16 protein-coding genes and 2 pseudogenes are annotated in these 15,372 nt (G+C 43.3%); 17 read left to right on the forward strand and 1 reads right to left on the reverse strand.

The window, feature by feature from the left end:
• Positions 1–490, forward strand: a pseudogene (locus G589_RS22130) (helix-turn-helix domain-containing protein); the annotation flags it as partial.
• Positions 491–549: 59 nt separating this feature from the next.
• Here G589_RS22130 and G589_RS21665 read toward each other — a convergent pair.
• Positions 550–711 (reverse strand): annotated as a pseudogene (locus G589_RS21665) (IS3 family transposase); the annotation flags it as partial.
• Between the two features lie 318 nt (positions 712–1,029).
• On the opposite strand from G589_RS21665, the gene G589_RS0112865 reads away from it, so the two are divergent.
• The 16 genes from G589_RS0112865 to murD all read left to right on the forward strand — a co-directional run bounded on the left by G589_RS0112865 (position 1,030) and on the right by murD (position 15,370).
• The gene (locus G589_RS0112865) at positions 1,030–1,245 is read left to right on the forward strand and encodes a helix-turn-helix domain-containing protein (protein ID WP_022768932.1); all 216 of its coding nucleotides are present in this window, start codon (positions 1,030–1,032) and stop codon (positions 1,243–1,245) included.
• A gap of 6 nt (positions 1,246–1,251) precedes the next feature.
• The gene (locus tag G589_RS0112870; protein ID WP_035776087.1) at positions 1,252–1,800 is read left to right on the forward strand and encodes a hypothetical protein; all 549 of its coding nucleotides are present in this window, start codon (positions 1,252–1,254) and stop codon (positions 1,798–1,800) included.
• Positions 1,801–1,884: 84 nt separating this feature from the next.
• Positions 1,885–2,250 carry a type II toxin-antitoxin system RelE/ParE family toxin gene (locus tag G589_RS0112875; RefSeq protein ID WP_026522430.1) on the forward strand — a complete coding sequence of 122 codons (366 nt, stop codon included), beginning with the start codon at positions 1,885–1,887 and terminating at the stop codon, positions 2,248–2,250.
• Positions 2,243–2,527 carry a helix-turn-helix domain-containing protein gene (locus G589_RS0112880; protein WP_026522431.1) on the forward strand — a complete coding sequence of 95 codons (285 nt, stop codon included), beginning with the start codon at positions 2,243–2,245 and terminating at the stop codon, positions 2,525–2,527. Before G589_RS0112875 ends, G589_RS0112880 begins: the two co-directional genes overlap by 8 nt.
• Positions 2,528–2,854: 327 nt before the next feature.
• Positions 2,855–3,370 carry a GNAT family N-acetyltransferase gene (locus G589_RS19925; RefSeq protein WP_196811886.1) on the forward strand — a complete coding sequence of 172 codons (516 nt, stop codon included), beginning with the start codon at positions 2,855–2,857 and terminating at the stop codon, positions 3,368–3,370.
• Positions 3,367–4,125: a hypothetical protein gene (locus G589_RS0112890; protein ID WP_026522432.1), complete on the forward strand. Its 759-nt coding sequence runs from the start codon at positions 3,367–3,369 to the stop codon at positions 4,123–4,125. Before G589_RS19925 ends, G589_RS0112890 begins: the two co-directional genes overlap by 4 nt.
• A gap of 17 nt (positions 4,126–4,142) precedes the next feature.
• Entirely contained in the window at positions 4,143–5,459 is a 1,317-nt protein-coding gene (locus tag G589_RS19930) for a winged helix-turn-helix domain-containing protein (RefSeq protein WP_081669046.1), read from the forward strand.
• Positions 5,377–5,970 carry a low molecular weight protein-tyrosine-phosphatase gene (locus tag G589_RS0112900; protein WP_026522433.1) on the forward strand — a complete coding sequence of 198 codons (594 nt, stop codon included), beginning with the start codon at positions 5,377–5,379 and terminating at the stop codon, positions 5,968–5,970. Before G589_RS19930 ends, G589_RS0112900 begins: the two co-directional genes overlap by 83 nt.
• A gap of 154 nt (positions 5,971–6,124) precedes the next feature.
• Positions 6,125–6,976 (forward strand): DegV family protein, encoded by an 852-nt coding sequence (locus G589_RS0112905; RefSeq protein WP_026522434.1) that lies wholly within the window; start codon positions 6,125–6,127, stop codon positions 6,974–6,976.
• Between the two features lie 57 nt (positions 6,977–7,033).
• Positions 7,034–8,611, forward strand: coding sequence for a helicase HerA-like domain-containing protein (locus G589_RS0112910; protein ID WP_026522435.1), 1,578 nt, complete (start codon positions 7,034–7,036; stop codon positions 8,609–8,611).
• Between the two features lie 243 nt (positions 8,612–8,854).
• Complete coding sequence (mraZ, locus tag G589_RS0112915) at positions 8,855–9,295, forward strand: division/cell wall cluster transcriptional repressor MraZ (RefSeq protein WP_022768956.1); 441 nt, start codon at positions 8,855–8,857, stop codon at positions 9,293–9,295.
• Between the two features lie 4 nt (positions 9,296–9,299).
• Positions 9,300–10,238, forward strand: a complete 939-nt coding sequence (rsmH, locus tag G589_RS0112920) for a 16S rRNA (cytosine(1402)-N(4))-methyltransferase RsmH (protein WP_026522436.1) — start codon at positions 9,300–9,302, stop codon at positions 10,236–10,238.
• 15 nt (positions 10,239–10,253) lie between these two features.
• Positions 10,254–10,694: a cell division protein FtsL gene (locus tag G589_RS19935; protein ID WP_035776089.1), complete on the forward strand. Its 441-nt coding sequence runs from the start codon at positions 10,254–10,256 to the stop codon at positions 10,692–10,694.
• A 44-nt stretch (positions 10,695–10,738) separates the two neighbouring features.
• Positions 10,739–12,979 (forward strand): penicillin-binding transpeptidase domain-containing protein, encoded by a 2,241-nt coding sequence (locus tag G589_RS19940; RefSeq protein ID WP_051192377.1) that lies wholly within the window; start codon positions 10,739–10,741, stop codon positions 12,977–12,979.
• 23 nt (positions 12,980–13,002) lie between these two features.
• Positions 13,003–13,968, forward strand: coding sequence for a phospho-N-acetylmuramoyl-pentapeptide-transferase (mraY, locus tag G589_RS0112935; protein ID WP_026522437.1), 966 nt, complete (start codon positions 13,003–13,005; stop codon positions 13,966–13,968).
• Between the two features lie 31 nt (positions 13,969–13,999).
• On the forward strand, positions 14,000–15,370 hold the full coding sequence (gene murD / locus G589_RS0112940) for a UDP-N-acetylmuramoyl-L-alanine--D-glutamate ligase (protein ID WP_026522438.1): 1,371 nt from the start codon (positions 14,000–14,002) through the stop codon (positions 15,368–15,370).
• Positions 15,371–15,372: the final 2 nt, after the last annotated feature.

A 15,372-nucleotide genomic window follows, 5' to 3' on the forward strand; every position in this document is an offset into this window, starting at 1 on the left:
GGAACGTCTAATGGTCGGAGTTCATAATAACACTTCATTTTTTGAGGCTGGGAACGCATGGAAATCTTATTTTGAAAGTGATAAGATTGACTATTTAAAAAGTTTATCTGAATTTACTTATTGTGAGGATATTGATGAAAATGATGGCATAGGAATGATGTTTAATTTTCAAGATACAAATACTTTTGAATTAATATTAGGAGATTTTATGAGGGTAAATACACCGGTTCCCCATGATCTGTACCAAAAACATATTCCAAGCGGAACGGTTGCTTGTATCCAAATTGAGGGAAATAACATTGCAGAAATTGTTGACTCAGCCTTCTTGTTAATTACAGAAGCCATTGAAAAAACTGATCAAGAAATTGATTTTGAACAGTTTTATTGGTGTGAGATATATACAAAAGAACGATATTCCCTTCCATTAAGTCGTGGTGAAAAAGTAGTTATCGATTATATTTTGCCAGTAAAATTAAAAAAAGACGAATGATGTGACCCCAAAAAGTTAGACTTTTTTAGCGTAGCAGTTTTATGGCTGCTACGCTGTTTTTAAGCAGCCAAGAGGTTAAGCCTGTATTGGACAGGACTCATCCATCCTAGTTTCTCTTTGATTCTTTGTTCGTTGTAATACTTTATATATCTTTCTATTTCAGATTTCAATTCTTCGTAACTGTAATAGATTACACCATAATAGATTTCTTGTTTTAGCAATATGTGAGATAACGGCTGTCCTTGTCTTAATGGCTATTTGGATTCAAATCTGTCTTATGTAAGTAAGCCTGCCTACTCAAAGTTTGCTGTGGCCCTACTTAAAATCTATTGATGTCTTCATGAAATATATCGAAGTCTATTTTTATTCCATTAAACCTTGAAATCTGTCAGAAAAAAGTCCTTGACTTTCGAACCGGTTTAACAATAAGTGGTATGTCTTTTTTGTAAATGCAATTGACAATACGCAATGTGTATGAAATAATATACGCGTTGAGTATAGAAATTTGTTTGTTGATTGACCAGGAGGGGGATACAGAGATGGATAGCAGAGAATACCTGATTGAATTAAGAAACCGTACAGGAATGTCGAGAAAGGAATTCTGCACATATTTTGAGATTCCATATCGCACGCTACAGGACTGGGAACTGGGAAATAGAAAGATGCCGGATTATCTCCTTAGATTGATGGCATATAAGATTGAAATGGAAAAGCTTGTAGAGAGCAAAGAAGATACTAAAAGAAATGGAGATTAATTATTATTGAAACAATTTGATTTAGAAAAAGTGGAAACAGCGCTTACATTTGTGGAACGCATAGCAGATGGGAAAAATCCCATTAATAACGATATAGCTGATAAGGATGATGTAATGAATGATCCTGTCATTATCAGAAGCATGTTTTTTGTAAAAGATGTATTGGCAGAGCTTAAGGATAACAACGGAATTATTGGGAAAACCGGTGGAAACAAGAAAAAAGAATTCCCGATAGAAACGCTTGATAGCTTCAGGTATTCAGAGGTTAAGACAATTACAAGACTGACTGAGCAATTGAATTCCGGAATTGATGACTCGGTATACAAGAAATTATCATACAGAACAATAACAGATTGGCTTAAGAGAAATGGCTATCTGATTGAAACAGAAGACAGCAAGCTGGGCAAGAAAGTCACACTTACCACAGAAAAAGCTCAGGCTATCGGTATAACACATTCATTGCAAACAAGCATGAGCGGAAACTCATATTACAGAATTGAATATGATAGAACCGGACAGGAATTTGTTGTACAGAATCTGCCGTCAATGCTTTGAGTGGCTCTGGCTCTGGCTCTTAGTGCTTTATGATTGACTAAAAATTGGTATTATGTTATATATAGCATAAAGAAAGGATTGTTTTTGGCGAACTTTTCGGTAGACTTTTACAGAGAAATTGATGGGAGAAAGCCGGTAGGGATCTTTATTAGAAGCTTAGATATTAAGATGAAGGCAAAAGTAGTTGCTAATCTTCATCTTCTTGAAGAATATGGTAACTTGGCCAGAGAACCTCTTTCTAAGGAACTTGAGGATGGTATATTTGAGCTTCGTACAATTGAGGAAAATAATTTAGTTAGAATACTATATTTTTTTGATAAGAATAGAATTATTATAGCCACGAATGGATTTATCAAAAAGCAACAGAAGACTCCCATAAGTGAGATAGCTTTAGCAAAGCAGAGAAGAGCTGATTACCATAAAAGAAAGGAGGCAGGCATATATGAGTGACTTACAAGAACTAACCAATGAATTGATGCAGGATCCTGATTTTAAAAAGGAGTATGAAGCGCTTCAGCCGGAAATGAATATTACAAGAGCTATACTAGATGCGCGTATACGAGCCGGCATGACGCAAATGGAATTGGCGGAGAAAAGTGGAATTAGTCAGGCTGATATATGTCGTCTCGAGAAGGGAACAAGGAATCCAAGTATTGCTCTTTTGAAACGCCTTGCGGAAGCGATGGACAGTACACTCAGGATAGAGTTTGTTCCGAAAAAAACATAAACAAAGAAATATGTATATTATTTGCCTTCTAATACTGCATATGTTAGTATTAGAAGGTCTTTAAATATAAAGAAAGAGCGCTTTGCGTTTAGGTGAAGGGATGTTTATCAGATAATTTGGCTTAGGTGAACACGATGTTTTTGATGGCTGCTTACTGCAGCTGTTTTGTGTACGCTTAATCTGGATTATCATGCATTTCATGTCCTATGATATAGGTCTATTTGTGTGAGTCTATTTTGCGTATGCAGAATAGGCTTTTTTGTTGTAGGAAACAAGCAGCAGAAGACTTACACACTAACTGAGAAAGGACTTATATAGATTATGACAATGAAAAGGATTAAGGTAATTCCTTTTGATATGAAATATCTTGAGGATTATTACAACAATTTCAACGATGAAATAACCAAATATCAGTGGCCGGATCCCTTTGAGAGCATTGAGGATGCAAGAGCTCTTCTTAAGGATTTTCTTGATGAGATGGGAAAAGAGGAAACTCTTGTTTTTGCCGTAGTTGACGCAGATGAGAGATTCGTCGGAAGCGTTGAAATGCACGGACTTTCAGGAGACTCTCCGGAGCTTGGAGCGTGGATTGTAGAATCCGAGCAGGGAAAGGGCTATGCGTATGAAGCACTGGAATACATTTTGGACTATGCTAACCGGAAGTACGGCAAGACGGAATTTTTCTATGAAGCAGATGTGCGAAATGCTGGTAGTAACAAGCTGTTGAGTAAACTCGCTGACGATTATGAGATTGAAGCTCTAGATACGGAGGAGCTTGTAACGGATTCCGGAAAAGAGCTAAAACTTCGGGGGAACAGGTTGACCAGAAAGGGGATTGCATGAATTATTTTGTTGAAGGACTGCAGGGAAGTGGCAAGAGCACGCTTGTAAGGCGGCTCTCAGAGAAGTATCATGACTATAAGGCTGTTTGCGAGGGCGATTACTCTCCGGTGGAGCTCGCATGGTGTGCTTATGTTGATAAGGAAACTTATGCAGAAATCCTAGATAAGTATAATGATATACGTAGCGAGATTATGGAAAAGAGCTATGAAGAAGATGACCACATGATCATCTGCTACACTAAGATCATTACCGATATTCCGGGATTCCATAAGGATCTGGAGCAGTATGAGATTTATAACGGGAATTTGGTACAGGACAGTTTCAGAGAAATCGTTTTAAAGAGGTTTCGGAACTGGAACGGAGATAAGTATATTTTTGAGTGTTCTCTTTTTCAAAATATAGTAGAGGATATGATATTATTTCGGAATTGCAGCGATCAGGAGATTATTGACTTCTACAAGAAAGTGAAGGAAGCTCTTGCCGGCAAGGAATATCAGATAATGTATATCCGAACTGAAGACATAGCATCAAACATTGATGTTATAAGGAAAGAGAGGTCGGATGACAAGGGGAATGAGATGTGGTTTCCGCTGATGATGAGCTATTTTGACAATTCTCCTTATGCCTGGGAAAAGAGCCTGTCAGGCACCGATGCTTTACTAGACCATTTCAGGCACAGGCAGGAGCTGGAACTTAGAATCTGCAGAGAAGTATTTGAGGGGAAATACCTGGAACTTAAGTCAAAGGAATATTAAAGAAGGTATAGGCCAGTATGCTTACAATTACAAAAAAACAGGCAACGCAGTTTATCCTTGCCAAGCAGGGGCTAATCGGCTCGTATCGGTTTGCAGGGAAAGAAGGTGCTTACGATTATATACGTCAGGCGGGATGTATTCAGTTTGATCCGGTTGATGTATGCGGCAAGAATGCTGAACTTACATTGCAGTCCAGAGTTAAAGGCTTTAAGAAATCCATGCTTTGGGAGCTGCTATATGAAGACCGTAAGCTCGTAGACTATGTGGATAAAGAGCTGTCGATATGGCCTGCGCAGGACTGGCCGTATTTTGCTTCCTTCAGAGAGCGCAGCCTCCGGATGAGTGATACATTCGAGGACTTGCAGGAGCTGAAAGAGGAGGCAGTATCTTTCATCAGAGAGCATGGCCCTGTCTGTAGCGATACATTGCCAATCGAAGGTGAGATCTACTGGCACTCTTCGATGCACTGGAGCGGTAATTGGCAGAAAAAGTCCCAGGCCGCCAGATCGGTCCTGGAGCAGCTCTATACTGACGGTGAACTGATCATTCATCATAAAAAAGGAAGCCGTAAGTATTATGACCTTGCGGAGAAATATCTTCCTGCCACATTGCTAAAAGCTGACAATCCATGCAAAGATGAATACGAGCTTATTTCCTGGCGCGTTCTTCGTAGGATCGGGGCTGTAGGTCTTTTGTGGGATAAGAGCAGTACGGCTTTTCTGGGCATTGACCTGAAAGCGGATTTGAGGAAAAGAGTGCTCTCAGACCTGTCTGCCGATAAGAAGATCGGATCTGTTATGGTAGAGGGGATAAAGGTGCCTTTTTACTATCGCATCGAAGATGAAGCACTTATGCAGGAAATTCTTGCCGGGACTGCGGACTTGAAACCAAGGATGTCTTTTATTGCACCACTTGATCCTCTTATGTGGGATAAAGCCTTGATACTGGCGCTGTGGGACTTTAAGTACTCGTGGGAAATATACACACCTGCGGTAAAAAGAAAGTATGGCTATTATACACTTCCTATCATATTTGGGGATCGATTCGTTGGCCGAATAGAAGCTGTTCCGGATCGAAAGGAAGGTATTCTTCAGGTTAAAGGCTTGTGGTGGGAGCCGGGAGTGCGGCAGACAAAAGTATTGAACCTGGCACTGGAGCGGGCTCTTAGCCGTTTTGCCAAATTCAATGATTGCAAGAATAAAAAATGGTCCCTAACCCCCGTCCCCAGGGACCAAAAAGGAGCGAAGATAAATGATAAGAATTCTATTCGTCTGCCACGGCAACATCTGCCGTTCAACAATGGCAGAGTTCGTGATGAAAGACATAGTGAATAAGCAAGGCCTGTCTGACGCCTTCCACATCGAGTCCTCCGCGACCCATACCGATGAGATCTGGAACGGAGTGGGAAGCCCTGTGTATCCGCCGGCGAGGGCTAAGCTCAGAGAGCACGGGATCGGTACGTCCGATAACGAGCTGGGAGTAAGCGCAAAGCGCGCGAGGCTCACATCCAGGACGGACTATGACAAGTTTGACTATATTATAGGTATGGACTCGGCTAATATGAGGAACCTAAACAGTCTCTTTGGCGGAGATCCGGACCACAGGCTCTACAAGATGCTCGACTTTGCGGATAGAGACGGAGATGTGGCAGATCCCTGGTACACAGGCAACTTCGACGCTACATGGCGTGATGTTTCCGAAGGATGCCACGGTCTTTTCAGACAGATACTTACAGATCCTGATATGGCAAAAGAGCTATCGGACTACGATGCTGATATCGATGAATCCGCAGACTCTGAATTCAGAAACTCCGGTATTAACTACGACGACTTCCCCAGAGGATAAACCCCGGTCAACGTAGTTATCTATACTACATTGCACTACTTCGATGAATTGTGATATGCTACTGTCTATGTTTGGAAACGAAAACTTCCATGCATATGGCAGTAGCTTATTTTATGCATGTATATAGGAAACGGTTTCATCGGGAGGAGATAAAATGGCAGTAAGGATAATAACGGATTCGGCAAGCGATATATCGCAGGAGAGGGCTGCACAGTGGGGAATTACCGTAATGCCCTTAAAAGTCAGGTTTGGAGATGAGGAGTTTTTGGACGGAGTAACGCTTTCATGTGCAGACTTCTACAAAAAGCTTATAGAAACAGACGAAGTACCAAAGACCAGTCAGATAACACCATACGATTATTCACAGGAATATCAGAAGGCTGAGGATGCGGGAGATGAGCTTATCTGCTTTACACTCTCATCCGGCGTTTCGGGATCATACCAGAGCGCATGTATGGCAGCCGATGATTTCTCTGAAAACATCTATGTTGTAGATACCAAGCAGTTCTGCATATCTGAGTACATCATAGTTCAGAGAGCAGTGGAACTCAGGGATAAAGGCCTTTCGGCAAAAGAGATCGTAGAGACCATTACGGAAGAGATGAAGCGTGCACATGTTATCGCTGTCTTTGACACCCTTGAATATCTTAAGCTTGGCGGAAGACTTTCCTCGGCAGCAGCCTTTGCCGGAAATCTGCTCATGATAAAGCCGGTAATTACAATAGAAGACGGAGTGGTAAAGGTAATCGGCAAGGCAAGAGGCTCTAAGAACAGCCACAACATGCTCATTGAGTTTGTAAACAAAACAGGAGGCATCGATATGGATATGCCGATATGTCTTGGCTATACAGGCTTTAGCGACGAGATGTTAAAAAAATACGTTGAAGATTCCAAATGCCTATACGAAGGGCATGAAGAAAAGCTCCAGTACGCTACTGTAGGAGCTACCATAGGAACTTATGCCGGCCCCGGAGCAATTGCACTTGCCTACTTCGAAAAACCGTAAACTGTGGTAAAATAGATACAGTATTTCAATTCGACTTTTTGTTGGAGGAGGTTATTCATGTTAAGAGATAACAAGATTTGGGTTGCCAACACCGAAAACGGGGAGAATGTATTTCTTTTGCCTAAGATGGCCAATCGTCACGGCCTTATTGCTGGTGCAACCGGAACGGGTAAAACCATCACTTTAAAAGTCCTTGCTGAGTCCTTCAGCGATATGGGAGTTCCTGTATTTCTTGCAGACGTAAAGGGCGATCTCTCAGGTATGGTAGAAGAGGGCAGAGACTCTGAAGATATGCAGAAGCGTATCCAGAAGTTCGGCCTTGCAGAAGCGGGATTTGAGTACAAGAAATATCCTGCAACCTTCTGGGATGTATTCGGAGAGCAGGGAATTCCGCTTCGTACTACAGTTTCAGAGATGGGACCACTTCTTCTTGCCAGAATTTTAGGCCTTAATGATCTGCAGAGAGATATTCTTACAATTGCATTTAAGATTGCTGATGACAACGAGCTGCTCCTTATTGATACCAAGGATTTAAAGGCTCTTCTTAACTATGTTTCCGAGAACAGAAATGATTTTGCTGCAGATTACGGCAATATAAGTCCTGTATCGGTTGCAGCCATCGTAAGATCAATCGTATCTCTGGAAATGGCAGGAGCAGATAAGTTCTTCTTTGAGCCTGCTCTTGATATTCATGACTGGTTTGCAACAGGCCCTGATGGAAGAGGAATGATCAACATTCTTGATTCCACAAGCCTTATCAACAACGGAACACTTTATGCAACCTTCCTTCTTTGGATGATGTCAGAGCTCTTCGAGACACTTCCCGAGGTGGGAGACCTTGATAAGCCCAAGATGGTATTCTTCTTTGATGAAGCACATCTTCTTTTCAAGGATTCACCCAAGATGCTCATGGACAAGATCGAGCAGGTTGTTAAGCTCATCAGATCTAAGGGCGTAGGTATCTACTTTGTAACTCAGAACCCAAGAGATATCCCGGACGGCGTTCTTGCACAGCTCGGTAACAAGATCCAGCATGCACTTCATGCATACACTCCTTCAGATATGAAGGCTGTTAAGGCAGCAGCTGACTCATTCCGTGAGAATCCTGCATTTAAGACCGCTGATGTTATCCAGGAGCTTGGAACCGGAGAAGCAGTTATTTCCTTATTAGATGAGACAGGAACACCTTCAGTATGCGAGAAGGTTAAGATCCTTCCTCCACAGTCACTTATGGGCGGAATCGACTCCTCCACAAGAAACCGTGAGATCAATGGAAGTAAGCTCTATGACAAGTACTTCGAGCCTCATGATCCTGACTCAGCTTTCGAATTCCTTGAGAGAAAGGGAATTGCTGATGCTAAGGCTAGGGAAGAGCTCGCAGCAGCAGAGGCTGAGCGCAAGGCAAAAGAGAAAGAAGAAGCCGCTGCAGCTAAGGCTGCCGAGAAGGAAAAGGCAGCAGCTGACAGAAAGAAGAAACAGACAGCCAAGACCATCGGAAACTCAGTGGTTGGTACTGTTGGCCGTGAAGTAGGAAAGACCGTCGGCGGAACCTTCGGTAAGTTCGGTAAGACCCTTGGCGGAAACCTTGGTGCAAGCCTTGGAAGAGGACTTTTTGCAACACTGTTCAAATCATGATAATCAGGTCATATTATTAAATTTTTGAAAAATCTGTAATAATTTAAATTAAAAAATCGCTTATTTAGTGGATGGCAAAAAGCCAAACCACTAGATAGGCGATTTTTTTATCCCCCACTTTTCCCCCACTCCCAAAAGGCAGATAAAACCTGAGAAAAAGCTATTGTTAAATGAAAAATTTTTGTTTATAATAGTCTCAGGTGGTAAAAAGTGTCAAAAAGTGGTAAATAGTGGTACAAAAGTGTGAGAACTGCGTTTAAGGGAGAATACAGCCATTCCATCGATGCTAAGGGAAGGCTCATAGTTCCGGCAAAGTTCCGTGAGCTTCTCGGTGATCAGTTTGTGGTAACCAAGGGGTTTGACGGCTGTCTTTTCGTGTTTGCGCAGGATGGATGGGATCAGTTTGAAGAAAAGCTTCAGGCACTTCCGATGGATAAACCCGAAGCCAGAATGCTGGGACGTTTCTTTATCTCAGGTGCCATTGACGCAGAAGTTGACAAGCAGGGAAGAATTCTTTTACCAACCAATCTCTTACAGCATGCCAAGATCGAGAAGGAAGCAGTGATTGCCGGCGTGGGCAACAGAGCTGAAATCTGGAGTAAGGCAGAGTGGGAGAAGGCAAGTACCTTTGAGGATATCAATGGAATCGCTGCTAAGATGAGCGAGTACGGATTGAGTATTTAAGCCTATGGAATTCAAGCATTATTCAGTACTCCTACAGGAGTGCCTCGATAATCTGAATATAAAGCCTGACGGGATATATCTCGACGGAACCCTTGGCGGAGCCGGACACTCTTTTCACATAGCAGAAAGGCTGACGGAGGGTGGACATCTCTACGGAACCGATCAGGATGAAGATGCCATCGCAGCTGCAACAAAGAGGCTTGAGCCATTTAAGGACAGAGTTACGATCATTCGCGACAACTACGAGAATGCAGTGGCAAGGCTTAGAACTCTCGGGGTTACCGGTGTTGATGGAATCCTTCTGGATCTTGGGGTATCGTCTTTTCAGCTGGATAACGCAGAGCGAGGATTTACTTATAAAGAAGACGTTCCGCTGGATATGAGAATGGATCAGAGGCAGGCGCTTACAGCCAGAGATATTGTCAATGACTATTCGGAGACGGAAATCTTCCATATTATCAGAGATTTCGGCGAGGACAAGTTCGCCAAGAACATAGCAAAACATATCTGCATAGAAAGACAGAAGGCGCCCATTGAGACAACAGGGCAGCTCAATGACATTATAAAAGCTGCAATTCCGGCCAAGATGAGAGAAAAGGGAGGACATCCTTCCAAGAGAACCTACCAGGCTATAAGGATTGCGCTAAACAGAGAGCTGGATGTGCTTCAGAACTCTCTGGATGGATTCATAGATTTTCTGAATCCGGGAGGAAGGCTGTGTGTGATTACGTTCCATTCACTGGAAGACCGCATAACCAAGAACAATTTTAAAACCAACGAAAACCCATGCACATGTCCGCCGGACTTTCCGGTATGTGTGTGCGGCAAGAAATCGAAAGGAAAGGTGATCACCAGAAAACCGATCCTGCCGAGCGAAGAAGAGCTTTCAGAGAATAAAAGATCTCAGAGTGCGAAGCTCAGGGTGTTTGAAAAGACTATGTAAAAGGAGGTGTTGAACATGGCAAGAAGTGAATACATACGCGGAACAACCGTCAGAAAGCCAAACAGAGTTCATGACAGAGAGCCTTACCATGTTCATGAGAACACAAGGCGTCATAAGAGACATAACATGAGCCTTGGTTACCTTCTGTTTTTGTCACTGGCAATGGTACTTATGCTTGGAACTTTGGCGTGGTACATTTCACTCCAGTCACAGGTTAAGAACAGCGTTAAGAACATCGCTACACTGGAGAGTCAGTTAAATAATTTGAAACAGGACAACGATGAGGCGTATAATAGAGCCAATGGCAACGTGGACCTTGAAGAAGTAAAGCGTATTGCTATCCAGGAATATGGCATGACTTACGCCGGTGAAGGCCAGGTCGTTACTTATTCCGATGGCGGTGGAAATGATTATGTCAGACAGCTGGCACCTATCCCTGAAGTGGGTAAGAACTAGAAGGAAACCGTCATGAGTTAGTTGGAAGGAAATGAAATGGTTTAATGAAACGCAGAAGAACGGGGAATGCTCAGAAATTCACAACAAGAATGAAGAAAAAGCTGGTAGTACTGTTTGTCTTAGTACTACTGGCTTTCGTTGGGTTAGGGGTCAGACTTATCTTTATCACCAAGAACAATGGTGAGGAGTATGAGAGACAGGTCCTTTCCCAGCAGCAATATGATTCGACAACACTGCCCTTCAGAAGAGGAGAGATCCTGGACGCCAACGGAACGGTGCTGGCTTACAGCGAGAAGGTTTATAACGTAATCCTTGATGCCAAGCTCCTTTTAAGGGACCAGAAGTTTGTAGACCCAACAGTCAATGCTTTGGTAAAAGAGTTTAAGCTGAACTCGGGAGAGATCAGATCATATCTGTCTGAGCATCCTACATCTCAGTATTATATATTGGCAAAAAAGCTTTCCTATGACGAGATTAAGAACTTCCAGGATATGATAACTCCGGGAATGGACGGCTATGACGCTGATATACAGGGCGTTTGGTTTGAACCCAGTTATATAAGAAAGTACCCCAACGGGTCATTGGCCTGCGATGTTATCGGATTTACTTCCAGCGATAACAACGGTATGTACGGCCTTGAGGAGTATTACAACAACACTCTTTCAGGAACAACAGGAAGAGAGTACGGATATCTGGATGAAGACTCCAACCTTGAGAGAACCACAATTCCGGCAACAGACGGAGACAGCATTGTTACCACAATCGACGGTAACCTTCAGAATATTGTAGAGAAGCACTTAAAAGAGTTCAATGACCAGTATGCCAACAATTTCAGGCAGGGAAACGGCGCAAACAACGTGGGATGCATCATGATGGATATCCACACGGGCGATATACTTGCCATGGCCAGCTATCCGAGCTTTGACCTGAACAATCCCAGGGATCCGGCCAATCTTATAGGAATGCCGGCTGTTGACGAAAAGGGTAATAAGCTAAAGGGAGAGTCGGTATTTGACTCAGGTGTATACATTACAGAAGAGATGCTCTCAGAGTTCAGCGATGAGCAGCTCTATCAGAACTACAATGCACTTTGGAAGAATTTCTGTATTTCAGATACTTACGAGCCGGGATCGGTTGCCAAGCCCTTCACGGTTGCAACCGGAATTGAGAGCGGATCGATCACAGGTAATGAAGTATATAACTGTAAAGGTTTTTTAAATGTAGGCGGATGGGATATCAAGTGCCATAACACCTACGGTGACGGAGAGGTTTCAGTAGAAAGAGGCGTAGAGATCTCCTGTAACGTAGCCATGATGTATATTGCACAGGCTACAGGCATCAGCACCTTTACCAAGTTCCAGAAGGACTTCGGCTTTGGCCTTAAGACCAATGTTGACCTGGCAGGAGAGGCAAGAACAGAAGGGCTTACCTATACTGCAGCCAACATGACACCTACCGATCTTGCGACCAACTCCTTCGGACAGGGCTTTAACGTTGATATGATCGAGATGATCACAAGCTTTTCATCACTGATTAACGGCGGATACTACTACGAACCTCATATTGTAAAAAGAATTGTATCCAGCAGCGGAGCTACGATCAAAAATATTGAGCCGAGAGTTTTAAGACAGACAATATCACAGAGTACTTCTGATAAAATAGTAGAGTATTGTAATCAGGTAGTAGCAGGTGCAGAAGGAACAGGTAAGACAGCAAGACCTGCAGGCTACATGATAGGCGGTAAGACGGGAACTGCTCAGACCCTTCCCCGTGGTAACAGACAGTACGTCGTATCCTTTATGGGATATGCACCTGCAAGTGATCCGGACATTGCAATCTATGTAGTTGTAGACAGATGTAATGTTCAGTATCAGGACGATGCGAAGTTTGCCACAAGAATAGTAAGAGCGGTACTTACCGAGGCACTTCCTTATCTTAATTACCCTATGACTGAAGAGCTTTCCGAAAAAGAGCAGGCTGAGCTTGCTGAACTTCGCGAGCAGATGGTCACAACCGCTACTGCCGAGGGAGAGGAAACTACAGAAGAGGGCGAAGAGGGAGCTACTGAAGAGGAGACACAAACGGAGGAGGAAACTACCGAGTCAGAGGAGACCGGATCAATCTGGGAGTCATTTGACGTGGATAGTACAACGGGGTATTATATTGACCCGAACACAGGTAATCTTATCGATCCTGAAAGCGGACATGCTTTCGGAGGAGATGATCTTCCTGATTTCGGAGCTGAGAGCATTTTTGAACCCGTTACCGAAGGCAATGGTAACTAAAGCAATTTGACGGAGATGTTGTTATGAATAGTTATGTTTTAAGGACCCTTCTTCCTGTTGTGATATCTTTCTTTATAGCAGTACTGATCGGCCCAAAGATTATCGAATTATTAAGAAGGTTAAAGGCCGGACAGACAGAGAGAGTAGAAGGTCTTGAATCACACCAGAAAAAGACCGGAACCCCTACAATGGGCGGAATTATCTTCCTTATTCCGGTTATCATCATAGGAATCTTTTACGGAAGAACCCACAAAGAGGTAATTCCGGTGCTGATCCTTACAATTGGCTTTGGTATCATCGGATTTCTTGATGACTATATAAAGGTTGTGAGAAAGCATAACCTGGGTCTTAGAGCATGGCAGAAGATCCTCGGACAGTTTATCGTAGCAGTGCTTTTTGCGCTGTATGTAGAGAACTTCACGGACATTTCCCTTGCTATGAAGGTTCCTTTTACAAGCATCGTACTTGATTTCGGATTTTGGAACATCCCTATTTTGTTCTTTATCGCGCTGGGAACAGCCAACGGAACAAACTTTACAGACGGAGTTGACGGACTTTGCGCATCAGTCACAGCCGTTGTCGCAGCATTCTTTGCAGTGGCAGGAATGCACTATGGCGCAACAGGAGCAGAAGTGATGTCCAGCGCCATGGTTGGAGCACTCCTTGGATATCTTGTCTACAACGTATATCCCGGCAAGGTAATGATGGGAGATACAGGTTCTCTGGCAATCGGTGGCTTTGTGACAGGCGTTGCGTACGTTATGCAGATGCCAATCTTCATTGCTATCGCAGGATTTATATATGCTCTTGAAGTAATCTCAGTGATCATGCAGGTTTCTTACTTCAAGATCACACATGGTAAAAGAATCTTCAGAATGGCCCCGATCCATCACCACTTTGAGAAGGGCGGCTGGTCCGAGACCAAGGTCGTTAACGTATTTACAACAATAACTATTTTGCTTTGCCTGCTCTCTTATGCAGGTCTGTAACAAGATTTATATATTTTAAGAGGTTTTTGGTATGAAGGCAGATTTAGAAGGTAAAAGAGTTCTCGTAATAGGTTCAGGTTTATCAGGCGTTGGTTCTGTTAACCTCCTCCACAAGGTAGGAGCGATCCCTGTTATCCTTGAGGAAAACACCAAGGTTACACAGGATGACATAAAGGCTAAGCTCCACGATGGTGACAAGAATACAGAGATTATCATCGGAGAGATTTCGGACGAGGTGCTTGATACGATAGCATTGACAGTTCCAAGCCCTGCAGTTCCGCTTGATGCGCCGACAGTAATGCGCATTAAGGCCAAGAATATACCGATTTGGAGTGAGATTGAACTCGCTTACAATTTTTCCAAGGGAACCATGGTAGCCATCACCGGAACAAATGGTAAGACAACTACCACAACTCTTGTTGGCGAGATCATGAAGGCTCACTATAATTCTGTCTATGTAGTAGGTAATATCGGAGTGTCTTTTGCAGAAAGTGCTCTCGAGATGAAGGACGACACAGTGATAGTGGGAGAGATAAGTTCGTTCCAACTTGAGGCTGTAGATAACTTCCATGCGAAGGTTTCAGCAATCCTGAACATCACACCCGATCACCTCAACAGACATCACACCATGGAATGCTATGCTTCCATGAAGGAAAACATAACAAACAACGAGACTAAGGACGACACCTGCGTTCTTAACTACGACAATGAATACACAAGGGATTTTGCAAACAGATGCCCGGCTAAGGTAGTTTTCTTTTCAACAAAAGAGAAGCTTGCAGACGGATTCTATCTCGAAAACGATGAGATCATGATGGCTACAGCAGGAACTTCAATGTCTATCATGAACATCCACGACATGAACCTGGTTGGACTGTGCAACGTAGAGAACGTAATGGCTGCCATTGCAATGTCACTTGCCATGGGAGTTCCGCTTTCAACAATCCTCAGTGTTATAAGGGACTTTAAGGCAGTTGAGCACAGAATAGAGTTCGTTGCCACCAAGAGAGGCGTTGATTATTACAACGACTCCAAGGGAACCAACCCCGATGCTGCAATCCAGGGAATCAGAGCAATGTCACGTCCTACGATCCTCATCGGAGGCGGATATGACAAGGGCAGCGAATATGATGAGTGGATTGAGAACTTCGGAGATACAGTTAAACTCCTGGTGCTCATCGGTCAGACTAAGGAAAAGATAGCAGAGTGCGCTAAAAAGCACGGCTTTACAAATTATGTGTTTAAAGACACCTTCGAGGAGGCGCTTATATTCTGTACAGAGAGCGCACAGCCCGGAGATGCGGTACTTCTTTCACCTGCCTGTGCAAGCTGGGATATGTTCCCGAATTACGAGACCAGGGGAAAGAAATTTAAAGAGTATGTAAATAAGATTTCTGAGTAAGG

The sequence above is a fragment of the Butyrivibrio sp. VCB2001 genome (assembly GCF_000423965.1).
GTDB lineage: Bacteria > Bacillota > Clostridia > Lachnospirales > Lachnospiraceae > Butyrivibrio.